At 70.9% G+C, this 23,833-nt stretch carries 17 protein-coding genes and 2 pseudogenes; 7 read left to right on the forward strand and 12 right to left on the reverse strand.

From position 1 onward, the window contains the following. Positions 1-181 precede the first annotated feature (181 nt). The 3 genes from WMF36_RS40130 to WMF36_RS40140 are packed head-to-tail and all read left to right on the forward strand — an operon-like array spanning position 182 to position 3,016. Positions 182-1,156, forward strand: a complete 975-nt coding sequence (locus WMF36_RS40130) for a MopE-related protein (protein ID WP_437576116.1) — start codon at positions 182-184, stop codon at positions 1,154-1,156. Between the two features lie 7 nt (positions 1,157-1,163). Continuing rightward, positions 1,164-2,027 (forward strand): DUF692 domain-containing protein, encoded by an 864-nt coding sequence (locus WMF36_RS40135; RefSeq protein ID WP_437576117.1) that lies wholly within the window; start codon positions 1,164-1,166, stop codon positions 2,025-2,027. Beyond that, positions 2,024-3,016, forward strand: a complete 993-nt coding sequence (locus WMF36_RS40140; protein ID WP_437576118.1) for an HvfC/BufC N-terminal domain-containing protein — start codon at positions 2,024-2,026, stop codon at positions 3,014-3,016. The genes WMF36_RS40135 and WMF36_RS40140 overlap by 4 nt, the downstream gene beginning before the upstream one ends. A gap of 10 nt (positions 3,017-3,026) precedes the next feature. Here WMF36_RS40140 and WMF36_RS40145 read toward each other — a convergent pair whose 3' ends face one another. Further along, the gene (locus WMF36_RS40145) at positions 3,027-5,330 is read right to left on the reverse strand and encodes a helicase-related protein (protein ID WP_437576119.1); all 2,304 of its coding nucleotides are present in this window, start codon (positions 5,328-5,330) and stop codon (positions 3,027-3,029) included. A gap of 182 nt (positions 5,331-5,512) precedes the next feature. Here WMF36_RS40145 and WMF36_RS40150 point away from each other — a divergent pair, with 182 nt between their 5' ends. Further along, positions 5,513-7,174, forward strand: a complete 1,662-nt coding sequence (locus WMF36_RS40150) for a serine/threonine-protein kinase (RefSeq protein ID WP_437576120.1) — start codon at positions 5,513-5,515, stop codon at positions 7,172-7,174. 421 nt (positions 7,175-7,595) lie between these two features. On the opposite strand, the pseudogene WMF36_RS40155 reads toward WMF36_RS40150, so the two are convergent. Together WMF36_RS40155 and WMF36_RS40160 are read right to left on the reverse strand one after the other, a co-directional pair. After that, a pseudogene (locus WMF36_RS40155) lies at positions 7,596-7,784 on the reverse strand (JAB domain-containing protein); the annotation flags it as partial. Positions 7,785-8,127: 343 nt separating this feature from the next. Continuing rightward, positions 8,128-8,220 (reverse strand): annotated as a pseudogene (locus tag WMF36_RS40160) (tyrosine-type recombinase/integrase); the annotation flags it as partial. A gap of 264 nt (positions 8,221-8,484) precedes the next feature. Between WMF36_RS40160 and WMF36_RS40165 the strand changes: the two are divergent. The 3 genes from WMF36_RS40165 to WMF36_RS40175 all read left to right on the forward strand — a co-directional run bounded on the left by WMF36_RS40165 (position 8,485) and on the right by WMF36_RS40175 (position 10,667). Then, entirely contained in the window at positions 8,485-9,039 is a 555-nt protein-coding gene (locus WMF36_RS40165) for a hypothetical protein (RefSeq protein ID WP_437576121.1), read from the forward strand. A gap of 197 nt (positions 9,040-9,236) precedes the next feature. After that, on the forward strand, positions 9,237-9,983 hold the full coding sequence (locus tag WMF36_RS40170) for a hypothetical protein (RefSeq protein ID WP_437576122.1): 747 nt from the start codon (positions 9,237-9,239) through the stop codon (positions 9,981-9,983). Between the two features lie 132 nt (positions 9,984-10,115). Next, positions 10,116-10,667, forward strand: coding sequence for an N-acetyltransferase family protein (locus WMF36_RS40175; protein ID WP_437576123.1), 552 nt, complete (start codon positions 10,116-10,118; stop codon positions 10,665-10,667). Between the two features lie 242 nt (positions 10,668-10,909). On the opposite strand, the gene WMF36_RS40180 is transcribed toward WMF36_RS40175, so the two are convergent. The 9 genes from WMF36_RS40180 to WMF36_RS40220 form a co-directional block, all read right to left on the reverse strand. Then, a complete protein-coding gene (locus WMF36_RS40180; RefSeq protein ID WP_437576124.1) occupies positions 10,910-12,934 on the reverse strand; it encodes a hypothetical protein in 2,025 nt (674 codons plus the stop codon). 65 nt (positions 12,935-12,999) lie between these two features. After that, positions 13,000-14,100: an aldo/keto reductase gene (locus tag WMF36_RS40185; protein WP_437576125.1), complete on the reverse strand. Its 1,101-nt coding sequence runs from the start codon at positions 14,098-14,100 to the stop codon at positions 13,000-13,002. Positions 14,101-14,226: 126 nt separating this feature from the next. Then, positions 14,227-15,636, reverse strand: coding sequence for a DUF1552 domain-containing protein (locus WMF36_RS40190; RefSeq protein WP_437576127.1), 1,410 nt, complete (start codon positions 15,634-15,636; stop codon positions 14,227-14,229). After that, positions 15,633-17,312, reverse strand: coding sequence for a DUF1592 domain-containing protein (locus WMF36_RS40195; RefSeq protein ID WP_437576128.1), 1,680 nt, complete (start codon positions 17,310-17,312; stop codon positions 15,633-15,635). The genes WMF36_RS40190 and WMF36_RS40195 overlap by 4 nt, the downstream gene beginning before the upstream one ends. A 295-nt stretch (positions 17,313-17,607) precedes the next feature. Beyond that, entirely contained in the window at positions 17,608-18,420 is an 813-nt protein-coding gene (locus tag WMF36_RS40200; protein WP_437576129.1) for a BPTI/Kunitz domain-containing protein, read from the reverse strand. 181 nt (positions 18,421-18,601) lie between these two features. Next, entirely contained in the window at positions 18,602-20,290 is a 1,689-nt protein-coding gene (locus tag WMF36_RS40205) for a metallophosphoesterase family protein (protein ID WP_437576130.1), read from the reverse strand. Positions 20,291-20,505: 215 nt separating this feature from the next. Beyond that, a complete protein-coding gene (locus WMF36_RS40210) occupies positions 20,506-21,705 on the reverse strand; it encodes a c-type cytochrome (protein WP_437576131.1) in 1,200 nt (399 codons plus the stop codon). Then, positions 21,702-23,093 (reverse strand): DUF1501 domain-containing protein, encoded by a 1,392-nt coding sequence (locus WMF36_RS40215; RefSeq protein ID WP_437576132.1) that lies wholly within the window; start codon positions 23,091-23,093, stop codon positions 21,702-21,704. The genes WMF36_RS40210 and WMF36_RS40215 overlap by 4 nt, the downstream gene beginning before the upstream one ends. Before the next feature lie 114 nt (positions 23,094-23,207). After that, entirely contained in the window at positions 23,208-23,591 is a 384-nt protein-coding gene (locus WMF36_RS40220; protein ID WP_437576133.1) for a hypothetical protein, read from the reverse strand. Positions 23,592-23,833: the final 242 nt, after the last annotated feature.

The following is a 23,833-nucleotide window of genomic DNA, read 5'->3' on the forward strand; positions in this document are numbered from 1 at the left end:
CGCGCGCGCGACGCCGGGCCATGCGGCCACGCTCTGTCCCTGTCGACGATGGGCGTGCGACAACTTGCCACATATTCCGCGCACGGCGGCCGTGCCTAGATGTCCTGCATCGGGCAGCCGGCGAACGCGCGCAGCGCGTTCCTCGCGCGCGGCCCATTCCTTCGGAGGCAGGACGACCCTCATGAGCCAATCGCCGGGATCCACCTTGCTTGCGCTGGCGCTCGCCAGCTTCGCCGCCTTCGCACCGGCCTGCGGTGACGACGACGGCTCGCCCCCCGGCGCCGAGCCCTCCGCCGGCACCGGCGGCTCCGGCGGCGAGTCCCCCGCCGGCACCGGCGGCTCCGACACGGCGGGCGCAGGCGGCGCGCCCGTGGACGACGAGGACAGCGACCACGACAGGGACGGCGTCACCCCGCGCGCGGGCGACTGCGACGATTTCAACAACACCGTCCACCCCGGCGCCGAGGAGCGGAGCCTCGATGGCATCGACTCGGACTGCGACGGGTCCGACGCGCCGGCCAAGACGCTGGTGTGGAGCGCCGACCCAGCTTCCGATTTGGTGGACGCGCTGGCCCTCATGGACGCGGACGGCGACGGCCAGATCTCGCTCGACGAGTTCTCCGCGGCGTGCGCCGAGTCCGCCATGCTGGCGGGCACGGCGCGCCCCGGCATCGTCCAGGTCCACGCGTCCTGCTCCGGGACGAACAGCTGTCGCGGCATGGTCTATCAGACATGGAACGAGCTCTACGAGCACTCCTGCCGCGCCGTGAACGGCTGCTCGGGCTGGAGCTGCGTGGAGACCGCCGAGGACCAGGATCGAGACGGCCCCGCGGCGTTCGACGCCGCGACGTGCGACTCCTGCCACAGCGGCCCGGAGGGCACGTTCCACGTGAAGGTGCCGCCCGGCGAGGACGTGAGCGCCTTCCTCGCCGACTTCTGGGACCGCCGCTCGGATCTGTTCCTGCAGTCCATCATCGCGTTCGGGATCGACGGCGCCACCCCCGAGGGCACCGCCTACTCGAACATGCCCGGCTCCTATCACCTGCTCTCGCGGTCCGAGATGGACGGGCTGATCGCCTACCTGCGCACCCTGACGCCCGAGGGCGAGAACTTCGAGCAGCTGCCGACGGCAGATCCGATCGACCCGGGCAACTAGCCGGCCGATGAGCGCGCCGCGAGACGCCGCCGGCGATCGGGCGCCCGGCGCGCGATCCTCCATCCCGCGCGAGGCGCTCGGCCTCGGGCTGCGCCCGCCGCACCACGAGGCGATCGAGCGGCTCCGGCCCCGGCTGGGGTTCTTCGAGATCATCGCGGAGAACTACCTCGGCGCCTCTCCATTGCCCCGGGAGCGGCTCCGGCGCATCGCCGAGCGCTACCCGATCGTCGCCCACGGCGTCTCCCTGAACCTGCTGGGCGAAGCCCCCCTCGACCGGGATCACCTGTCCCGGCTGAGGGATCTGATCCAGGAGCTCCGCATTCCCTATTTCACCGATCACCTCTGCTGGACGGCGTTCGAGGGCGTGACGCACCACGATCTGCTCCCGGCGCCCTGTGATCCAGAGCTGATCCCCTACGCCGCCGGCCGCGCGTTCGAGGTCCAGGAGGCCCTCGGCGTCCCCTTCGGGATCGAGAACCTGTCTTCCTACGTCGCCTGGGAGCGCGACACGGTGCCGGAGTGGGTGTTCTACCGCCGCGTGGTGGAAGAGTCCGGTTGCTGGGCCATGCTGGACATCAACAACGTAGTCGTCTCCAGCAAAAATCACGGATTCGATCCACGCGAATACCTCGACAGCGTGCCCTGGCACCGTGTCTTGCAGGTTCACCTGGCCGGCCACCAGGTGCTGCCCTCGGGCCTGCGGCACGACACGCACGATCGTCCGGTCTGCGACGAGGTGTGGTCTCTCTACGAGGAAGCGTGGCGCCGGGGCGGCCCGTTCCCGACGCTCCTCGAGTGGGACGCGGAGATCCCGCCCTTGTCGGTGGCGCTCTCGGAGCTCGACAAGGCGCGGCAGGTGCGGTCTTCATGAGCCCGGGAGGCGGAGATCCTCCGGGCTGGCTGCGGGAGATCCAGCGCGACTTCACCGCTGTCCTTCGCGCGCCGCTCGACTCGGATACGGGGCGCTTCGAGGAGCGGCAGGAGCTGTATCCCGCGCGGCTCGTGGCGCAGCTGAGGAGCGGCCCCGGGGGCCCCGCTCCGGCGGAGCGGCTCGCGCTCTATCACCGGCAGTACTGGATGCGGCTGTTCACCGCCCTGCAGACGAGCTTCCCCCGCGTGTCGCGGGCGATGAGCTGCTGGCACTTCAATCACCTGGCCGCGCTGCACCTCGCCGAGCGCCCGCCCCGCCACGCCGACCTCGACGAGGCAGCCCGCGGGTTCGCGGAGCGGCTCCACCGCGCCCTCGAGCGCCTCGAGGACGCGGGCCCCCGCCGCCCGCCGGAGCGCCCGCCGCACGGAGACGCGTGGTGCCGGCGGCTCCAGCTCTCCCGGGCTCCGCTCGCCATGGTCCGCCAGGCGCGGTGCATGGACGAGGCAGAGCGGCACGCCTACGAGTCGCCGTTCGAGGGGCTCTGGCGACCGACGCCGGAGGAGCTCGCCAGGCTGGCGCTGGGCGAAGCGCGGCTGCGCTTCGCTGTGTCGTGCACGCTGGCCCAGGAGGACTGGGACCTCGCCCGCTTCTCGCGGCTCGCGGGGGCCGATCAGGACGAGGGCGCGCCCGCGGCGATACGTCGCCATCCGTCGACCCGGACCTGGGTCTTCGCCCGGAGCGCCACCGGCACGACCACGACGTCCGTGGATCCGCTGTTCGCCCGCCTGCTCGACCGCTGCCGGGAGCTGCCGTTCGGGCAGGCGCTTGCCGCCGTCGAGCAGGGCTGTACGGCGGCGGAAGCAGCGCAGTTGCGCGCGAACCTGCAGGGCTGGATCGCGCTCGCCCTCGCGAGCGGCTGGTGGGCGGGCCTCGCCGGCGCCGAGCCCCGCGCGCAGGAGAGCCCGATCGACGATCCGAGCCGGGCGTGAGCCTCCGCGGCTACCCGAGCAGCGACGCCGCGACGCGCGGCGCCTCCCGCGCCGGGCACCCCATCCAGCCCGAGAGCCGCTCCGCCGGCTCGCCGCTCGCGAGCGCGCGGTGCACCCGCTCGGCCACGTCCGCGCGGAGCGCCCGCGTCCCGAACACCGGGTAGCCGATCGCCGCGTACGCCCTGGGATCCACGCCCCGCGCGACGGGCACCGACACGGCGCCGGGCGCCGGGCACGCGGGCACGCAGCCCCGGCCGAACCAGGCCGCGCACAGCGCGAGGCGGCGCTCCAGCGCGCCGCGCCGGAGCAGCTGCTGCACGTAGATCACGCGCTCGCCCACCTCGATGCCGCGCGCCTTCAGCAGCGCGAGGTCCTCCGGCGCGAGCTCCGCGATCTGCTCCTCCGCGTCGCGCGCCGCCGCCGTCCCGAGCCCCTGCTCCAGCTGGTAGACGATCCCGCGCGCCGCGCCGGGGAGCGCGCGCACCTCGGGCGATCGCAGCGGCCCGAGGAGCTCCTCGACGAGATCGCGCGCGAACGCCACGAGCCGCCGGAGGACGCGCGATCGCGCCCCCGCGCCGAGGTCCTCGATCTCCGCGAGCCGCACGTCGGGCAGGAGCAGCGTCGGGCCGCGCGCGAGCTGCCCGAGCGGCTGCTCGCCGTCGGCGATCCGCCCGCCCGCGTCCACGGAGAAGCGCTCGTGCGGCGCCCCCACGATCGCCTCGACCCAGCGCGCCCGGTCGTCCTCGGGCGCCGTCGCCGCCGGCCCCGGCGCGAGCAGCGCCCGCAGCGCCGCGATCCGCGCGAACGGGTGCCCCGCCTCCACCGCCGGCGGCGGCTCCGCCTCGGCCCGGCGCGGCGCGGGGCGCGCGCCCGACGGCGCCCGCGCGCCCCGCACCGCGCCGCCGCCCCGCTCGACGAAGCGCTGCACGAGCCGCTCGTGGAGCGCGTCGCTCAGGCGGTCCTCGATCGCCCGCGTGCGGTCCTGCCACGCCGCCGCGTCGCGGACCCAGCGGCCGTGGTTCGAGATGTAGGTCCACGTCCTGATCGACGCGATCCGCGTGATCAGCGTGTCGATGTCGCCGCCCGCGTCATCGATCTCGGCCACCCGCGCGGCCATCCAGTCGGTGTCGAGCGCCGCGCTCGGGCCCGAGAGCTGCCCGTAGATCTCGGCGAGGAGCGCGACGTGCGACTCGAACAGGAGCTTGCGAAAATCGGGGATGCGGCAGACCTCCCAGAGCAGCCCCACCGCCTCGCTGCCGCGCGCGCGGGCTCGAACCGCCGGGTCCCCGGCGAGCCGCGTCAGGGCGGCCGTGTCCTCGGCGTCGTCGACGAGCTTCAGGCTGCGGGCGCGCGGCCGCTGCCGGAGCGACGCGAGGAGCGCGTCGATCGAGCTCCGATCGAGCTCGCTGCTGCGCCAGAGCAGCCGCCGCAGCGGCGGGAAGCGGTGCGCCTCGATGGCGGCCGCGACGCCGTCGGGGAGCGACAGCGGCGCGACCGTGCCGAAGGTCCCGTCCGCGAGGTGCCTGCCCGCGCGGCCGGCGATCTGCGCGAGCTCGGCGGGGTCGAGGTCGCGCACGTCGCGCCCGTCGAACTTGCGCAGCGCCGCGAACGCCACGTGGCGCACGTCGAGGTTGAGCCCCATGCCGATCGCGTCGGTCGCGACGAGGTAGTCGACCTCGCCCGACTGGAACAGCGCGACCTGCGCGTTGCGCGTGCGCGGCGACAGCGCGCCGAGCACGATCGCGGCGCCGCCTCGATGCGCGCGCAGCCGCTCGGCGATCTCGTAGACCTGGGCGGTCGAGAACGCGACGACGGCGCTGCGCGGCGGCAGCCGCGAGAGCTTGCCGGCGCCGGCGCTCGCGAGCCGCGAGAGCCGCGGGTGCTGGACGACCCTGGCGGTGGGCACGAGCTCGGTCATGAGGGGCCGCATCGTGTCGGCGCCGAGGAACCACGTCTCGCGCCGCCCGCGCGAGAGGAGCAGCCGCTCGGTGAACACGTGGCCGCGCTGGTCGTGCGCGGCGAGCTGGATCTCGTCGATGGCGAGGAAGTCGACCTCCAGATCGGTCGGCATCGCCTCGACGGTGCACACCCAGTAATCCGGCCGCCTCGGCACGCGCTTCTCCTCGCCGGTCACGAGCGCGACGCGGGCCTCGCCGACCCGGGTGGTCACCCGATCGTAGACCTCGCGCGCGAGCAGCCGCAGCGGCAGGCCGATCATGCCCGAGTCGTGCGCGAGCATGCGCTCGATCGCTCGGTGGGTCTTGCCGGTGTTGGTCGGGCCGAGGACCGCGGTGATCGGAGAGGCGTCCACCATGCCGCGCGCAGCTTAGTACCGCGACAGCGGACCGCTCGCGCTCGGTCTTCGTCGCGTCACCGCGCCCGTGGCATGATGGGGCGAGATGCCAGCCGTTGTAAGAATCGCGACACTGGGCCCCGCCTCTGCTAGACCCCGGGGGCCCGGACGCATGGACACTCGGACGCGGAAGGCTCGTACGCATGCTGTCGCTTGAAGCGGGGAGCGTCGTCGGTGGGAAGTATCGCCTGGAGCGGCCGCTGGCGGGCGGCGCCATGGGCCTGCTCTGGGTGGCGCGGCACCTCCAGCTGGAGGTCGAGGTCGCGATCAAGTTCATGATGCCGCAGCACGCCGACTCCCCTGTCGCGCGCGCGCGGTTCGAGCGCGAGGCGAAGGCGTCCGCCCAGCTCCGGACGCCTCACGTGGTCCACGTCTACGATTATGGGCTCGAGGGCGACACGCCCTATCTCGCGATGGAGCTCCTCGAGGGCGAGGACCTCGCGGCGCACCTCGGGCGCCGCGGGCGCCTCACGCCGGCCGAGACGCTCGGCATCATGAGCCAGGTGTGCAAGGCCCTCCGCCGCGCGCACGAGGTGGGGCTCATCCACCGCGATCTCAAGCCGGCGAACATCTTCCTCGCGCGCCAGGGCGAGGAGATCGTCAAGATCCTCGATTTCGGGGTCGCCAAGACGATCGGCACCGGGGTGGCCGCCGACGCGACGAAGACTGGCACGCTCATCGGCTCGCCGCATTACATGAGCCCGGAGCAGGTGCGCCGGAGCAAGACGATCGACTTTCGCAGCGATCTCTGGTCGCTCGGCGTGATTATTTTTCAATGCCTGACGGGCCAGCTGCCCTTCCCCGGCGAGGAGCTCGGCGACGTGCTCGTGGAGATCTGCACGGGCGACATCCCGGTCGCCTCGCAGCTCACGCCCGAGCTCTGGCCCGAGCTGGATCGTTTCCTGGAGCGCGCGCTCAAGCGCGAGCCCGCAGAGCGCTTCCAGAACGCGAACGAGCTCGCCCGTGCGTTCGCCTCGGCCGTGCAGCGCACGGCGGTCCCGGAAGCGCGCGACGCGCTGGATTCCGCCGAGGCGCTGGCACAGGGCGGCCTGCTGGCTCACGGCAGCGCGCCGGCTCACGGCAGCGTGCCGGCTCACGGCGGCGCGCCGGGCTCCGGCGGCGCGCCGGCTCACGGCGGTTCGCCGGGCTCGGGTGGTTCGCCGGGCTCGGGCGGCACGGTGGCCCTCGATGACGCGGTGGTCCCCGGCGGCACGGTGGTGGCGGGAGGAGGGACGGTGGTCGCGGACCGCATGCGGGTCCCGGGCGGCATGCCAGGCCCGGGCGGCACGCTGACGGCGGGCGGCACGCTGGAGGCCGTGGGAGGCGCCCTGCCCCCGCAGGTGGACCGCCGCTCCTCGTCGTCGCGGACGCTGCTCGCCGTGGCCGCCAGCGTCCTGACGGTCGGCGTGGGGATCGCCGCGGTTGTCCTGCTCCTCTCGCCTGCTCCGGACCTGCCCGCCACGCCGGCGGCGACGCCCTCGCTGGGCGCCACGGAGGCCGCCGAACCGCCCGCCCTTGTGGCGGAGGAGCCCGCTCCGCCGCCTCCAAGCGCGAGCGCTCTCCCCACCGCCTCGGCATCGGCGGTCCCGGCCGCCGCGGACCCCTCCCCGACCGCCGCGGACTCCTCCCCGGCCGCCGCGGACCCCTCCCCGACCACCGCCGACTCCTCCCCGGCCGCCCCGGCCCCCCCACCCGGCGCCGCGAAGGCCACCCTCAAGCCGGCGCGCCCGCCCGCCAAGCGGCCCTCCCCGGCCACGCCCTCCAACAAGGGCGCTACCGAGAAGGATCCCACCTTCGGCTTCTGAACGAGACGAATGCCCGGGATTCCGCTGTTCGCCGGCTTCCGGGGCTGCGTGCAGGCCGACGCGTCGAGCAGCTCGCGGAGGCTCACAGCGCAGTCCTCGGCCACCGTTCCGTCGCCGCCGCGCACGTCGGCGGCCGGATCGCGACGCAGCAGGTCCTCGTCGCCCGCGTCGCCGCCGCCCACCCCCAAGCGCAGCGCGTCGCCGTCTTCCCCGCGATGCTCGGCGTGACGACGTGGCGCTTCATCGCGACGCACGAGGACGCTTACGCCGCCGGCACGGTCGACCTGCTCGGCGGCGCGCCGACCGAGGAGCGCCGGGTCGCGCGCGCGCCCAGCGGCCCTGTCCCCGCCCGTGGTGAGGAGCGCGCCCCGGCGGGCGCGGGCGGCGTCTGAGCCGGCGCGCGCGGCGCGACGCGCCCGTCCAGCGCGCCCCGGCGGGCGCGGGCGGCGTGGTAGCGGCGGCCGAGCTCGAAGGCGGCGGCGAGCCGGGTCGCGTCGAACAGCGCGATCTGGGTGCGCTCGGCAAGCGCGGCGGGAGAGAGGCGGCCGAGGGAGGGGAGAGCGGCCGTGCCGAGGATGCGCGGACCGACGCTGGGCAGGCCGAGCACCATCTCGAGGAGGGCGGCCTCGGTCGCGGTTGGCAGCTCGGCCGCCGTCTCGATGGGGGCGCGGCTTCGGGCGCCGTCCCGCGTGGAGGAGAACTCGGCAAGCCGCGACAACCTGAACAGCCCCGCCGCTGATCGGCCGGGTCGTTGCAGGGGCACTCCTTCGCTTCCGAGGGGTAGGGCATCGAGGGCCCGCTCGCGCCTTCGTCCGGTGTAGCGACCGAACGGTCCTGCGCTGGCCTCCTTGACAAGGTGGGGCATCCTTCGGATACGCTATCTTTCCACGATGCATGGGGGCGGCACGTGGGGGTGGGGTCGGAGTTCAAGGCGCTCCACGCGGAAGCGGCGATCAGCGGTCGAGAGGACTGATCACGCCGAGAGGGCCGCGGTCGACGATGTGGGTGTAGACCATCGTGGTCCGCACATCCTTGTGGCCGAGCAATGCGTCCGAAGCCCATCAACGGGGATACGTAGTTATGCAGCGGCGGCCTATCTCCGGAGATGCGAAGATAGCCTGCGGAAGATCGCGACCTATCCTCGGGAATACGAAGATCTGCCATGGGGCGCCGCGACTCATCTGCGAGAATACGGGGATAGGGCGCCACTGTTCGCAGCCTACATGCGAAAACGCGAAGATATGTCGAGCAGCACAGCTGATTGCGACGTTGGGCCGGCAGAACGTTGCGCGGCAGGAGGCTGATTCGATATGTTGTTCGGGGATCGGCTGGACTTCGCCATCGAAGCGGACGAGGAGCCCAACCTGGAGCCCCCGAGCGCGGTGTGGGGGCGCATGTGCGTCTGGTGTCGCGGGGTGGCCCTCGGAGACCTCGGGGAGTCGCACTGTGCGCTGTACTCGGCTTACCTCTCTTTTCGCTGGCTGCCCTCCAACCTCGACCGCCTGTGGTCCGAGAAGCTGGCCGGGCTGGACGACATCGCTGCCTGGAACTTCCTCGACGGGCTATTGTACGGCCATCATGGAGACGTCGAAGTGCCCGATACTCGAACGGCCGAGGAGCACCGCCGGGACTGGGCGTTCTGGAGCGCCCACAATTTCCTGACCAACTGGGGCGAGCAGTTCAACGGGTGCAAAGCATTCATCCTCTGTCCGCCCGACGGCTCGGTTCGCATCCTCTCTCGCGAGCTACCCGGGCACATGGGCCGTGGCGTGGATGTGTCGCGGGCCGGGCTCGTTGCAGCCGTCGAGGGGTTCACCCGCTGGTTCGAGCAACAGGCGCGGCGTCTGGAAGGCGGTCGGGCCTAATGCATGCCGATGCGGCCCAACAAGGGCTTGCTGACCGACGCGTGGGTGCACTGCGCGCACCCACGCGCGGCAGAAGCCCAGGGCGTTGGGCAGGCTGCGAATGACCATTTTCGAGCCTCAGCTTCGTCGTACTGGTCGCCCTCCATGGATACGTGGCGACTCGTTCACGGAGGGCTCCCAGGACCGCGAGGCAATCCATGAGCATGCATTATTCTCATCTGCTCGTCCCGCTCGATCCGGGTTTGGCCTTCAAGGCGGAGGCGATGACGGCGTTTCTCGAAGCCGCAATGAGTGCTGAGTTCGTCGGGAAGAACCCCGAGCGGTTTGTGCGGACGGACCCCGAGCCCGTTGGGTCCTTCGTGTTCACTGTGTCGCGCGGGATGCCCAAGGCCGGCAAGGATCGCGGGCGCAATCCGGGATCGTGGCTGCGTCCCCACTCAGCGGAGGAGCTCTGCCATTCCCTGGAGAATGATGACAACGTTCAAGCTACGATCTGGAGCGAGTTCCGACCGAAGCGACCGCCTCTGCTTGCGCTCGAAGCGCTTCAAGACGGGGCGCGGTTCGACATGACGCAAGCGCAGTTCGACGACGTCTACTACGTCGCGATCACATGCCATCGTACCCAGGTGCCCGTGTCGATGTCCGCCGACCGCTACTCCGAGGACGCGGCGCTCGAATTCGGAGCGCGCATGGCTCTCGTGGACGTTCCGCCGTATGCTATCGCCAATTACCCATACAAGGCCGGGCACATGGAGATCGCCGGAATCGCTGCCGCTCGATCATGGGTGAGCATCACCTTTGGCAACTACGTTTTTCCGCCTGCCCAGCTCTTCGAAGACCTGTTCTCGCGCGAGGGAGGTCTTCCATTCGCTGTGCCCGACCTCACGACGCTCGCCGAGCGATGCCTCGGCTGCGATCTTCGCCAAACGTGCCATTGGTGCTGACGTGCCTCCCCGTGTCCAGAGATCCGGCTCCGCAGCTGCCCAACCAGCGCAGCAGCCGACGCCGCTACGCGGCGCGGCGCGGCTGACCCACAGGTCGTTGGACAGCATGTTTTCGAGCGAGGTAAGGCGCTGATGGAGGCCGGAATCACGCTGCTGACGTCCCCAGACTTGGCTACGTACGTGGACCATCGAATCCGCCAATCGCGCGAGTCCGGTCAGGGTGGGACGCCACCGTCGCACTTCTTCACTGCCGACGAGGGACCAACGGCGGAGAGACTGCGTGCTGAGCGCGCGGACGGGTGGAGCAAGCCAGTGTCGGATCCCTGTTGGCTGCGAACGTGGGGTGCCTGGGTGGACGGAGCCCTTGTTGCACATATAGAACTGCGCGGGGCGACGTACAGGGCAGCTCTTCATCGCGCTACGCTGGGCATGGGCGTGGAGCGCCGTTTTCAGCGAGCAGGCATCGGAACACGGTTGATGGAGACGGCTCTTGCCTGGGCACGAGCGGAGGCGTCACTTCACTGGATCGACCTCGGGGTCTTCTCTGACAATCATGCAGCCCTGTGCCTCTATGACAAGCACAGCTTCAGCGAATGTGGTCGGGTCGACGATGCGTTTCGTATCGATGACAGAAGCATCACCGCGCTGCAACTGCGCCTTCGAATCAAGGGCTACGCACCTTGAGCCAAGGTTCTCTTCTCGATGTACGATGCTGTCCAACAAGCCGATGGATCCGACGGGCCTTCGGCCCGCGGCTCATCGGCCATCCGTTGCGCAGGCGGAGCGGCGCGGGACGCCGGGGGGCGACCCCCTCGACGTCGCCAGGGATCGGGGACATTTCGCCTGCCGCACAGGGATCGAGCATGCGGAAGACGGTGAGCTGCGCGGCGTCGGCCCCCCTCCGCGCGCGCTTCCGGGATGCCCCGCTACCTCTGCCCGCGACGGCGCCGCGAGAGGGAGAGGCCAAGGAGCGCCGCGGAGAGGAGGGCGACACCGCGGCCCGAGCAGGCTGCCTGACCGACGCTGCACGCGGCGGCGGCCGACGGCTCCTCGTCGGGCGCGCCGGTGCCGGTGTGCGTTGCGGCTCGCGGATCGCGAAATGACGCCGGCGAGGCGTCCGGCTTGTGGAGGAGGTCCCCCGCTCGCGTCCATGGATCCAGGGGCTCGCCCGGGGCGAGCGCGGTGAGCGTGAGATCGTACCGCTCCTCGTCCTCGGCGTCGACGGGCGCCGCCTCGCCGGGCGACGCGGCGAGATGGAAGGCCGGCGCCTCTGTGCTCGCCACCTTGAACAGCGTGTCACCGAGGGTCACGTACCAGTCCCCATCGAACCAGCGCCCGTGTCCGAGGTCGCTGCCGATCTCCTCCGGGGCGGCCCCAGGCCGCCCGATATAACGCTTCTTGTTGTTGAGGAACATGACCTCGCCGGTATCGCTGATGCCGTCGTGCCCGACGCGCAACTCCTGCTGATCGAACTGGCTCGGCGTTGCGAAATCGCTCAGCTGGTACTCGTCGCCCGCGGGGGTCCGCAGCCACACCTGGTTGACGGCCCCGTCGCGCTTCAGGTAGGCCGCATACCCTGCGTGCAGCAGCAGCCCTGCAGCATCGCCGGTCCTGGAGTCGCCGAGGAACACCTCCTCGCCATCGGCCGTGTAGAGGTAGCTCGAGCTCACCGGTCCATTCCACCACCGGCCGGCGACGTTCGTCCCGTCGGTGATCGGCCGTTGCACGTAGCCAGGATGGCTCCCGAGGCGGATCTCGCCCGGCCCGTGGATCCACGGCTCTTCATACGTGCTGTAGTAGATGCCGCCAGACGCCGCGATGTCCGCCTGGAACTGCGACGCGCTGCCGGGATCGAGCCCCAAGCTCGTCGCGATGCCTGTCGATATCGTGTGCACGATGGTCTCGTCGTCGTCGGCCCCCGTCCACAGAAACGTATCGCCGTTGACCGCGTCGAGCCGCCCCTTCCTGCGCGTCTGGTCCCGCGCGCCGTCTTTCCACATGAAAATGTATCCGTACCAAGCTTGCATGACGACGCCGGACGGCGTGAGCGCCCCCTGACCGGGCTTGTGCATCCACTCATGGTGGAGCGTGAGCTCCGCGAGCCACGTCACCTGCTGAGTCATGCGATCGACGACGCCGACCTGGAGCCCGTGATCGATGAACAGGACGCGCGTCGCGTCGAAATCGATGATGGCGCCGGGGGTGCGCTGGACGGCGGTGAGCTTCGGGCTCCGCTCGACGTAGGCGCGCGGGAGCGACCCGTCGTAGAGGACGGGCGCCCCGCCGATCGGCGTCCCGCTCCAGGCGGGTCCCACGCCGTCCATGGCTTCGAGCCTGACCGTGAGCACCTCGCCCGACTGAAGCGGCGATGACAGGTATTGCAGCACGTCCATCCTCCCTGGCACCGACGACGGGACGCCCACCAGCACCTCATCGCGCACCTGGCTCCGGACGCGCGCCTTGAACTGCGTGCAGGAATAGGGAGGGACCCCGACGCACGTCGCAGCGATGCGGGTGTCCCCGGTGAGCGCGCGGTTTGGCCGCGGGCTCGTCACCCAGACTCTGGGCGGCGCGTACTTGTGCACGGTATACTGCTTCGTCCGCGCTTGTCCGAGCTTGTCGTACGCGATGAACGTCAAGGTGTGAGGGCCGTAGGGTACCGTGCTCGTGTCGATCTTTGCGTAGTAACGATGATTGTAGTCGTTGAATGTGAGCGGGGTCGTCACCCCTGCGTATTCCGCTTCGACGAAGGAGACATCTTCGTACGGTATCGCGGCGATGCTGACGTCGATGGTGTTGAGATCGGATATCGCGCTCTTGTAATCTTTTCTCCAGGTGGTTCGCCCATAAAACTGGATTTGGTCCAGGACCACCTCTGCCAGCGCGGTCGTGGTCGAGAGCAACATCCACGATGCAACGGCACAGCCGATGAGCGTCCGAGAAGAATGCATGGGGCCTCCATGGGTAGCACGAGGCTCTGATGCAGCCGCGGCTCGCCCCATTCAGCCGGCCGGGCTCAGATCTTCGCGGTCGTCAGCCAGTGGGGGTTCTTCGTCGTACCGTCGAACCGCTCCGTGGTCTTGAACTGCTCGTGCTCGCCCTTCGCCCCGAGCGGGGCGGTGCGCGCGAGGATCGCGGAGATGCGCTCCTTGCTGAGCGGCTGGAACGTGTACGCCGCCCGGATCGCCTGCTTGAGGACACCCAGGGTGTCGCAGCCGGTGATGACCACCGAGGTCGGCAGGCTCATGGGATAATGCAGGCAGTCCATCGGCGAGACCACCCCGGTCTTCGCGATCGCCCCGCTGGCGAACGGCTTCATCCCAAGCACCCCGATGCCCTGCTGCGTCAGCGCCGGGAGGACCTTCTTCTCGAAGCTGCGGTAATGGGGATCCAGGACGTTGAGCGGCATCTGCACGGTGTCGAGCGGGACGCCCTGCCGCTCCGCCATCTTCAACATGGCGAGGTGGATGTCCGGGTCCTTGTGGCCCGTGAAGCCGATGAACCGGATCTTGCCGGCCTTCTTCGCGGCCACGAGCGCCTCCATCGCGCCGCCCGGCCCGTAGATCTGCTCGGGATCGCTCATCCGGATGATCTCGTGCATCTGCACCAGATCGATGACGTCGGTGCGCAGCCGTCGGAGCGACTGCTCGAGCTGCGCCTCGGCGGACGCGCGGTCGCGGCCGTCGAGCTTGGTCATCAGGAAGGCCTTCTGCCGATATCCATCCTGGAGCGCCTTGCCCATCCGCTCCTCGCTCTCGCCGTCGTGGTAGTCCCAGCAGTTGTCGAGGAAGTTGACCCCATGGTCGATCGCGAAGCGGACGAGTCGAATGCTCTCCTGCTCGTCCTCCGGGATCGCCATGTGGTAGCCGCCGAGACCGATGAGGCTGACGTTCACGCCGGTCCGCCCGAGAGGCCTCGTCGGCATCACGCCGCCGGCCGGCAGCTCGACGTCCTTCTCCCCGGGCGCCCCGGGCGCAGGCCCCTGAGGCGGCTCCTGGGAGCCCTCACCCGGAGACGTGGCGTTTTGCCCCACCTGCGCGCTTCCTGCGCACGCGCCGAGCGCCACGCCTGCACCCACGGTATGAAGAAATGCCCGCCGGGAAGGCTGCTTCGTCATAAAAGGCAACACTCCTTTTGAAGACGAAGCCCATGTGCAGTCGGTGTGCCACCCGGCCCGGGCGCGGCGCAACGCGGGCGCCGTGCCCGGCTTGAGGCCCCCTGCCCAGGACGGCAGATGCGCCGCTCAGGCCTTGAGATCGTCGAGCTCGCCGGGCTTGCCGAACGAGCCGAAGTTCGTGATCGGACCCCCGCCCTCCTCGGTGCAGCCGACCGCGTTCGCGAGCGTCGTGAGCAGCTGGTTGTGAGGCGCGTCCTCGTCCTGCAGCGTGTCCGGCTCCCGCGTCACCTTGATGTACTGCCCCATCTTGAAGTAGCCGCCGCAGCTCCCCGCGATGAGGTACGGCAGGTCGCGGAAGTCGTGGACCTTGCCGTTGGAGACCTCGTTCATGAACACGACAGCGCTGTTGTCGAGCACGGTGGCCCCGCCCTCGTCGTAGCCCGCGAGCCGGTCGAGCAGATAGACATACTCGCCGATGTACCAGCGATCGATGTCGTGAATCATCTCCTCGTAACCGTCGACGGCGCTCCCTGAATCGTCGTCCTTCGTGTTCCCGTGAGAGAGCTTGTGGTGGTTGTACTCGTGGCTCATCCCGTCCCACTTGAAGATGGGCCCGTGCGCGCCCGAGCCCCACTGCAGCGTCGCCGACCGCGTCGCGCCGGTCGCGATCGCCAGCGCGAGGACGTCCATCTGCATCCGGCCGATCTTCTTGAACTCGGCGTCGAACGACACCGTGGCCGGGTCGATCGCCTCCATCTCCGCCGTCCGCTCCGGCGGGAGCTCGCGCGGGATGACCCCCGCGTTACCCATGTCCACCTCGAGGTCGCGCACCGTCTGGAAGTGCATCTCGAGCTTCTCGCGATCGGCCTTGCTGAGCTTCTTCTTGAGCAGGCCCTCGTACTCGGCCCCGACAAGGTCGAGCACGCTCTCGCGCCGCCTGGCGAGCCGCACGAGCGCCTCCTCGTCGAGGTCCGTCACGCCGATCAGGTCCTTGTAGGCGAGCCACGGGTTGTTCTCGCCGCTGACGGGCTGCTCGCTGCCGCTGTACGAGATGTGCCCGCGCACGTTCGGCGTCTTCGCGCCGACCATCAGCGTGAGCGCGGGCGTGCCCGGCGGGTTGATCCTGTTCGCGATGAACTGATCGAGCGAGATCCCCGCGGCGTACTGGCTGCCCTGGACGAGCGGCTGCGCCGTGAGCTTGCAGCCCATCCCCTTCGCATGATCGTCGCCCGCGCTCGGATCCCACCCGAAGCCGCGCGGCGCCATGTGAATGCCTCGCGGGATCAGGAGCCTGTCCCGGTACGCGGCGAGGGGCGCTATCGCCCGGTCCGCGCCGAACGACGCGGCCGTCAGCGCGCCGTACCGCGTGCTCGGGAAGAACCTGTCCATGTTCACGCCGTTGCACATGAAGAAGGCGATGAACCGGCGCGGCGTCGTCGCCGGATCGGCCTTGGCGTCGCGCGGGCGCAGCGACTCGAGGAACGGGAGGCCGAGCATCACCCCGCACGCGCCTCGCAAGAACGTTCTGCGATTCATTGGTCCACCTCTTCCACGGCTCGATACCTGAACGTCTTCGTCTGCGTGAGCGCGACGAGCAGCTCCTTGATGTTGTACCCGGACGCGCCGAGCCTCACGTCGAGCTCGTCGATCGTGCACGCGTCCTCGCGCGACAGCTGGCGGGCGTTGCCGTAACGGTACCAGTTCGTCAGATAACACCGCTGCGCGACCGGGCTCTCCGCGAGCTGCGTCACGAAATCGATGGCGCCGTCGAAGCGCATCTCGGTCTCCCCGACCGTCATCGTGCCTGTCGCGTCGATGGGCTCGCCGCCCTCGTCGGCGCGGTACCGCCCGACCGCGTCGAAGTGCTCGAACGCGAAGCCCGGCGGGTTGATGATGTCGTGGCACGAGCTGCACGACGCCGGCGACGTGTGCACCTCCACCTGGTCGCGCGTCGTCCTGATCTCGCCCTGGAGGGGCGGCAGCTCCGTGTTGATGTTCGCCGGCGGGTCCCGGAGGTCCGCGCAGAGGAGCTGCCGCTGGATGAACACGCCGCGGTGGATCGGCGAGCTCTTGTCGAAGAACGCGTGCGAGCTCAGGAAGCCTGCCTGCGTGAGGAGCCCTGCCCGCACCGCCGGATCGAGCGGCGTCTCCACGAGCTCGCCCGTGAACGACCCCTCCACGCCGTAGATCGGGGCGAGCTTGTCGTTCACGAACCCGACCGACGAGGTCATCAGCGTCCGGTAGTCGCCTTCCATTTCGAGGATGACGTGCCGGATGAACTCCTGCGTCTCGGCCAGCATGGCCGAGGACACGCTGGCGTCGAAGCCCTCGTAGAGCGCGGGATCCTTCGAGAGATCCGCGTAGCGGCTCATGTGGAGCCACTGGCGGTGGAAGTCGGAGAGCGCGCTCACCGCCCTGGAGTCGGCGAGCATGCGCCGCGCCTCGGCCTCGATCCCCTCGGGCGTGCCCAGCGCGCCGCCCGCCGCCGCCGCGAGGAGCGCGTCGTCGGGCAGGCTGTTCCAGAGCAGGTACGAGAGCCGGGTCGCGACCTCGTGGCCGTCGAGCGGGATGATCTGCTCGCTGTCGAGCTCCTCGCTGAGCTCGACGCGGTAGAGGAAATGCGGCGACTGGAGCATCGCCTCGATGACGTGGCGGATCCCTTGCTCGAACGGCGTGCCCGAGTCGAAGAGGCCATCGCCGCGCGCGTAGGCGGCGACGTACGCCTCCTCCTGCTCCGCCGAGAGCGGCCTCCGGTAGACGCGCTTGCCGAGCGCCTGGATGAGCTGCCGGGCGCACGCGGCGCCGTCGCCCTCCGGCGCGCACGGCAGGACCTTGCCGAGCACGGCCTGGTCGACCACGGCGTCGGCCGCGATGGCCTCCGCGGCGCGCCGGTAATCGCGGGCGAGGCGGTCGGAGACGATGAGCCCCTTGGCGTTGTTGTCGAACCCCTCGAACGCCGGGTCCGCGAGGAACAACGCCGAGGCCTTCATGTCCTTGCCGAAGAGATCCCGGATCGTGTTGTCGTATTGCGCGTGCGTGAGCCGCGTCAGGCGCGGGGTCGGGCCGGGCGCGGTGACGCCGGGCGCGCACTGGACCTCGGCGCCCGGATCATCGACCGGGCCCGGTCCGCCATCTCCAGTCGGTCCCGAGCACGCGGCCGCGCTGGAGAGCGCGAGGGCCACGAGCAGCATCCTCGGGGTGCTTCGGTTCACGGGCAGCTCCCTTCGTGAAGAGCTCGAGGATGTAAGAAGTTACAAGCTCTTCAAGCGAAAAGCCTATCGGGCGCAGGCGTCCAGCGTCAACGCGAGGCGACCGTGCGACGGGCTTTTCCCACGTCTCCCACGTCTCCCACGTCTCCCACGCATTTTCTGGATCCGTTCAGCGGCGAGAGCTCGGCGTGGCCATGACGCGCCGCGCCCGGGAGGACGCCGCGGGTGGGTGCCGGGGAGAGCTGGTTCTACGATTCACGAGATGGCGCCTGTTGGCGCAGGGCGGGAATGCCGGCGTTCACGGCGCGGGCGTGCTCGGCTGACACCTGCCCTCGACACAGACCGCCGTCATTCCTTCCGGAAACACGGGCGCGCAGGGAGGGCACGCGCCGAAGCCCTCGGGGCAGACGATGGCGCGCAGATCCGCGCTCTGGTTGAGGGCGACGATGCCTTTCCCGCCGCACTCCTCGCAGCACCCGACGCCGTCGCGCAGGGCGCAGTCGGTGTCTTGCGTGCACTCCGTCAGGGGGGATTCGCGCACGTCGAGGACGACGCAGCGCCCGCTCTCGCACGCGGCGGTGAAGTACTGGGAGGTGCGCTCGGCCTCGCTGACCTCCTGGCACGGCGAGCACGACACGTCCACGCACATGGTGGCATTCCAGAAATCCGTTGTCGCGTCGCGGTGGATGGCGACGAACGCCTGGGCGTCGACCCCCGGGTCGCACGCGGCGCAGCAGCGCGGCGAAGCGAGGACGCAATCGCCCGCCGCCTCGCACATATCCATGTCGGGGACGGTGTCCTGACAGGCCTCCTGGCACGCCTCGAGCGACTCGAAGCGGTTCTCGTTGCCCTCGCAACCACCATAGGTGAACGGAACGCAGACGCCGGTGCTGGGGTCGTGCCAGTAGCTCGGGAACGCCCCGTCGCAGGGCCCGGTCTCCTGCGGCAGCGCACACCGGTTCGGCAATTCGCCGCTGGCCGTGCTGGTCGTGACCGAGCCGCCGCCGCTGCCCGCGACCGAGCCGCCGCCGCCGCCCGGGTCCCCGCCGCCCGAGCCGCCGCCGTCCTCCGCGCCGATGCAGCCCGCCGCGAGCAGGAGAGAGGTAAGCAAGCCAAGACCGAGGGATAAGCGCCGATGCGTCCCGGAGGCATTGCAATCGGCGTGCCCTCGGCCGCCCGAGGAAAAAGCAACAGATCGTAGGGTATTCATCCGTACTCGATGGCATGCCAGGTGGCGGTGTGCCAGGCGGCGCGGCACACCGTGACGACGTCGTCGAGGTCCGGCGCGCCCGTCACACGGTGACGTCGAGCGACGGGAGCTGCTCCCGGAAGAACGCGTTGTACTTGGGGTCGTTGTACCGCTCGTACTCGATCACGAAGGGCGTGAGCTGGCTGACTCCACCCTTGTAGCGGATGGTGAGGGCCATCGGCGTGACCTCGCGGTAGTTGCTGGCCTTCGGCAGGTCGTCGTTGGTCTTCCCGCCCGCGGAGAACAGGGTGAGGAGCACGCCGTCCGGGTCGTCGTAGACGACGCGGAAGCCCTCCGGGATGCGCTCGTGGCCGCGGATCAGCGTGGTGCAGCCGAGCTTCTGCATGAAGCTCTTGAACTGCCGCTTGCCGAAGGGAAAGCGCGCGGTGGACTTCTGGAGCTCCGCGGGGATGGTGTCGACCTCGCTCGGGTCGCTCCAGAGCATCTGGAACCGGATCTCGGGGTCGTTGAGCGACGACACCGACGTCCACCGGGCGGCGAGGGTGTCGTCGCGCGGGATCCCCGCGTGGACGAAGAGGATGCGATCGAAGACGAGCATGTTGGGCAGCGCCTCGAAGAGGCGCATGTACGCGGCGAACACCTCGTTCGGGGCGATGGCCGCGAGCGAGCTCATCGCCTCGGAGGGCCGCACCGGCGCGAGCACGCGGCCGTTCAGCTCGACGTAGTACTCGTGGTTGCCGCGCAGCACGAAGACGTTGTCCGGCGCGGCGAGGAAGAGCTGCATCACCGTGCGCAGGATGCCGTTGTAGCTGAACCTGCCGCGATCGATGTAGTCGCCCAGGAACACGAGCAGGATCCGCGGGTTGTGGGCGGGGTCATCGCGGTGCGCCTGCAGCTTGGCGAAGAAATCCGCCTGCATCAGCGCCGCCTTGAGGCACGAGTAGCAGCCGTGCAGATCGCCGATGACGAGGAGCTCGACCTCGTGCGCGGGGTCGGGCGAGGCGACGTAGATGTGGCCGTCGAGGAACGGCGCCTGCCCGGCGAAGCCCGCGAGGTCCGCCGCGCCGTCGAGCCGGCCCGCGCCGCGCGCGCGCTGCTCCGCGAGCTTCTCCTCGAACCGGCGCATCAGGTCGAGATCGACCTTGGACTGCTCGGCGAACGTGGCCGCGTCGGTCGCGTAGTCCCACTCGAACGCCTTGAAGAACGGGTGATCGACCTCGCGCGCCTGCTTGCGCGTGGCCGGATCGATCACCACCGCGCCCTGCTCGATGGTCTCGATGTCCACGTCGTCGATCTCGGTGGGGGTCGAGAGCAGCGCGGAGAGCTCGTCGCGGAACTTCTGCTCGCTCGGGTGGACGACGCCGTCGGCGAGCATGAGCCCGTCGACGGTCGCGAGCAGCGCCTCGCGGTTGACCTCGTCGAAGCCGTCGAGGAGCTCGAAGCAGCGGAGCTTGACCTTGGCGAGGACGAAGTCCTTGGGGTCCTCCCCGTCGGAGACGCTCTCGGTGAAGTGGCTCTGGATCTGGTGATCGATCTCGGAGAACACCTCGTGGAAGTGCGTGGTCCACCGCGCGATGACGTCCTGGTCCGCCGGGGCCTCGCCGAGGGCGTCGCGCGCGCGCTGCTGGACGAGCTCCTGGATGTAGCCGCGGATGAAGGACTTCTCGGTCGGATCGAGCTCGCCGTCGATGTACCCGAACCCCGTGAGATAATAGATGATGGCGTGCATCTGCTGCTCAGCGATGCGTGGATCAGGGCTGAACGACATCATCAGGCAGCTCTCCTCTCGCGGTGGGGCCCCAGGGTAGCGCAAGACGAGCGCGACGCGTCTCCGGGCGCGCACGTCACGGGCGCAGGAACGGGCGCGCGTCACGGCGCGCGGGCGGCGCGCATTACGGCCGTACGGGCGGGCGCGCGACACGGCTGTACGGGCGGGCGCGTCGCGGCGGCGCGGGCAGGCGCGTCATGGCCGCGCGGGCGGGCGCGTCACGGCCGCGCGGGTGGCCCGATGCGCTCGACGAAATCGCGGATCCGCGCGCGATCGGCCTCGGAGAGCGCGTGCCCCGGGGGCGGCATGGTCCGCTCGCGGACGACCCGATGCGCGATGGCCTCCCGGAGCGACGCCCACGCCGCGCGCGTGGAGAGGTCGACGCCTCCCTCGCCGCGCGGGAGGTGACAGCGCGCGCAGGCCCGGTCGAACACGGGCGCGATGTCGCCCCAGGCGGGCCCGGCGCCGTCGTCGTCCGCGGCGAAGCGCCGGAGGGCGCCCGACGCGAGCAGCCAGACGTCGCCGCTCGGCGAGCCGACGAGCCTTGCGGCCTGCGGGACGCGCGCGCCGCGGGTCGCGCGCGCGCCGGCCTCGTCGAGCACGCCGAGCTCGCCGCCGTCGGCGAACCACACGCGATCGCCGGAGACGGCGAGCCCGTGGAGCGCCGCGCTCGCCCGCAGCCGGAGGCGCAGCACGCCGGCGCCGTCCTCGGCGTAGAGCGCCGCCGGCGTGGCCGCGAGCAGCGCGCCCGCGCCCGTCACGGCGAGGAGCGGCGCGGGGCCGTCTGCCGCGAGCGGGTACGATCGCAGCGCCCTCGCGGCCACGTCGAGCGCGAGGAGCCCGTCGCTGCCGGGCGCGAAGGCCACGCGCCCCCCGCCCGCCGCGAACGCCGCGAGCGGCCCTGTCGCGTAGCGCGTGACGCTCTCGCCGTCCGCGACCGCGATCTCGCCGTCCAGCGCGAAGGCGGCGCCGCCGTCGAGGCCGAGGCCGGCCGCGGCCCGGACCGCGGCGCGCTCGAGGCCATAGCGATCGGAGACGAGCTCGAACGCCCCCTGGCCCGGCAGCCTGAGCAGCCGACCCTCGGCGTCGACGCCGACGATCCACGTGCCGTGGCCGTCGGGCGCGGGCAGGGCCGCGGCGCTCACCCAGCGGTGGGTCGCGCGCTCCACCCGGTCGAGCGCGCCGTTCACGAAGACCGCCGCGGCGCCGTCGTGAAACAGCACGACGCGGTCGCCGTCGTCGGCGACCGCGCGGACCGGCCCGAGCCCCCCCGGGGCGGGCCAGACGACCGGGCGCACGACGAGCGACGGGCGCGGCGCCGCGGCCTGGGAGGCGCAGCCGGCGAGCGTGAGCGCGAGCGAGGCGCAGCCGGCGAGCGTGAGCGCGGCGAGGGACGCCGCTCGGCGCAGGAGCGTCACGGCTGCCGGAGCAGCTCCGGCACCACCTCGCCGTCGCGCACGTGCTCGCGCGGGGGGATGCCGAAGGCGAACAGGAAGGTGGCGAGCAGGTCCGGCGGGGCGATCGGCCTCGGCCCGCGCTGGAACGCCTTCGCCGGGGCGGGCAGGAGCTGCTCCGGGTCGGTCTTGCCGAACGAGAAGCCCCCGCGGAAGCGCGGGGAGATCACCATCGCCGAGTTGTTGGGGTAGTGGTCGCGGCCCATCGCGGTGTTGAGCTGGGGCGTGCGGCAGAAGTCGCTCGTCACGAGGAGGTGAGTGTGATCCGAGAGCTTCTTGCCGGCCCGGGTCGGGTGCGGGGTCCTGTCGAGCGAGCCGAGGAGGGCGGCGATCAGGTCGAAGAGCTCCTGCTGCGTGGCCGCGTGCTGGCGGTAGTTGCTCGTGTGCGTGTCGAACCCGTTGCTCGCGAAGCTCACGCAGCGGACCACGTTCCGCCGCATGGCCTCGATCGCGAACGCGGCGTTGACGGCCGCCTGCCTGGCGAAGCGGGCCCTGTGGTTGAACTCCGGGTGCGCCTGGATGAGCTTGCCCCTGGAGAACACCTCCTGGAGCTCGGCGCTCAGCATCTTACCCAGCCCTTCCGCCTGGATGGCGAAGCCGTTCAAGGCGTCGGTGTAGCTCGATCGCGCGGCGAGGGTCCTGGCCTCCTCGGAGAGGAGCGCTGTCACCGCGGCGCGGTCCTCGTCGGTGTCGTACTGGCGCGCGCGGGACAGCGAGCGGCTGATCGCGCCGACGTCCCCGACCATGAGCGGGGCGGCGCGCCGGTCGAGGCGGTCGCCGACGAACGCCGAGGGGAACTGCACGGAGACGACGGGGAAGGTCTGGCCGGCGCCGAGCGCGCTGGCGCAGATGGCGTCGACGCTCGAGGCCACGACGCGGCCGCCGCTCAGGTGCCTCCCGGTGGTCGCGAAGGCGGTGCCGTCGGGGTGGCTCACGGTGTTCATCGCCAGCCCGTTGATGATGCACAGCCGGTCGTGGAGGTCGGCGAGGCCGCCGATGCCGGGGCCGAAGGCGAGGCTCGATCCCTTCGGCGTGACGTGCGCGAAGCTCCTCGCGCCGCCGGCCGCGGGCGCGTCGACCCAGAGGCGGAGCGGCGCCGTGTCGGTGTTGTCGGTCGTCGCCGGGCTCACGAGCCCCTTGCTCTCGTTCCGCGGGTCGGCCCAGAGCGTCACGTCCCAGCCGCCGGACGCATGGATGAAGAGGAAGAACTCGTCCTCCGCGGCCTTGCCCTGCGCGGCGAGCGCGCGCGCCGGCAGGCCGAGGACGCCGGAGAGCGCCGCGCCCGCGGCGGCCTGGAGCAGCGCGCGGCGCGGGAGATCATGACAGCGGAGGCAGGGGTCATGACGGGGCATCGCGGGTGGTCCTCAAGATATCTTCTGGCGCCGCCCGCGCCCGCACGATCCTGCCACGAACGCGCCGGCCAGCGCGTGCACCGGCGCTGCACGAACGAGCTCATCGGGGTCGACTCACCGCTCTCCCCAGCCATCACGCTCCGTGGCGAGCGCGGCGTCGAGCTGGTCCTTCGAGAGAAGGCGATCGGGGTTGTCCTCGCGCCACGCATCGACGGCCCGGCAAGCGGCCAGGAGCTTCTCGTTGCCGTCAGCTTCCACCGAACGCGGCGCTCGCTGCTCCTGGACCAGTACGATGACCTCGACTTCTCCTTCCGGCACATCCTCCGGAAGGCTGATCTCGACGCGTCGCGACCTGGGAACGTGGACAGTGAGCTTGTGCGCGTGCATGGACTTGCGCTTGGAGCATACGCCGGCGCCATCCGCCCGGCTCGACGCCACGCGACCTGCGGCAGCAGCCCGCGTGGATGGACAGGTGAGCGAGCCCGTCTGCCAGCTCATCCCGGACGCCAGCCAGCGGCTCGGGCGCGCGTGCCGGCGGTCGCTGGGCACGCTCCACGGAGCTGCTGGGCACGCTCCCCGGCGCTGCTGGACGCGTTCCCGGAGCTGCTGGGCACGCTCCCCGGCGCTGCTGGACACGTTCCCGGAGCTGCTGGGCGCGCTCCCCGGCGCTGCTGGACACGTTCCCGGAGCTTCTGGGCGCGCTCCTCGGCGCTGCTGGACACGTTCCCGGAGCTGCTGGG

The organism is Sorangium sp. So ce887 (assembly GCF_051521455.1).
In the GTDB taxonomy this organism is placed as follows: domain Bacteria; phylum Myxococcota_A; class Polyangia; order Polyangiales; family Polyangiaceae; genus Sorangium.

Coding starts and splice junctions, on each gene's coding strand:
- WMF36_RS40130 (WP_437576116.1), top strand. CDS start 182: ATGAGCCAATCGCCGGGATCCACCTTGCTTGCGCTGGCGCTCGCCAGC.
- WMF36_RS40135 (WP_437576117.1), top strand. CDS start 1,164: ATGAGCGCGCCGCGAGACGCCGCCGGCGATCGGGCGCCCGGCGCGCGA.
- WMF36_RS40140 (WP_437576118.1), top strand. CDS start 2,024: ATGAGCCCGGGAGGCGGAGATCCTCCGGGCTGGCTGCGGGAGATCCAG.
- WMF36_RS40145 (WP_437576119.1), bottom strand. CDS start 5,330: ATGGTGGACGCCTCTCCGATCACCGCGGTCCTCGGCCCGACCAACACC.
- WMF36_RS40150 (WP_437576120.1), top strand. CDS start 5,513: ATGCTGTCGCTTGAAGCGGGGAGCGTCGTCGGTGGGAAGTATCGCCTG.
- WMF36_RS40165 (WP_437576121.1), top strand. CDS start 8,485: ATGTTGTTCGGGGATCGGCTGGACTTCGCCATCGAAGCGGACGAGGAG.
- WMF36_RS40170 (WP_437576122.1), top strand. CDS start 9,237: ATGAGCATGCATTATTCTCATCTGCTCGTCCCGCTCGATCCGGGTTTG.
- WMF36_RS40175 (WP_437576123.1), top strand. CDS start 10,116: ATGGAGGCCGGAATCACGCTGCTGACGTCCCCAGACTTGGCTACGTAC.
- WMF36_RS40180 (WP_437576124.1), bottom strand. CDS start 12,934: ATGCATTCTTCTCGGACGCTCATCGGCTGTGCCGTTGCATCGTGGATG.
- WMF36_RS40185 (WP_437576125.1), bottom strand. CDS start 14,100: ATGACGAAGCAGCCTTCCCGGCGGGCATTTCTTCATACCGTGGGTGCA.
- WMF36_RS40190 (WP_437576127.1), bottom strand. CDS start 15,636: ATGAATCGCAGAACGTTCTTGCGAGGCGCGTGCGGGGTGATGCTCGGC.
- WMF36_RS40205 (WP_437576130.1), bottom strand. CDS start 20,290: ATGATGTCGTTCAGCCCTGATCCACGCATCGCTGAGCAGCAGATGCAC.
- WMF36_RS40215 (WP_437576132.1), bottom strand. CDS start 23,093: ATGCCCCGTCATGACCCCTGCCTCCGCTGTCATGATCTCCCGCGCCGC.
- WMF36_RS40220 (WP_437576133.1), bottom strand. CDS start 23,591: ATGAGCTGGCAGACGGGCTCGCTCACCTGTCCATCCACGCGGGCTGCT.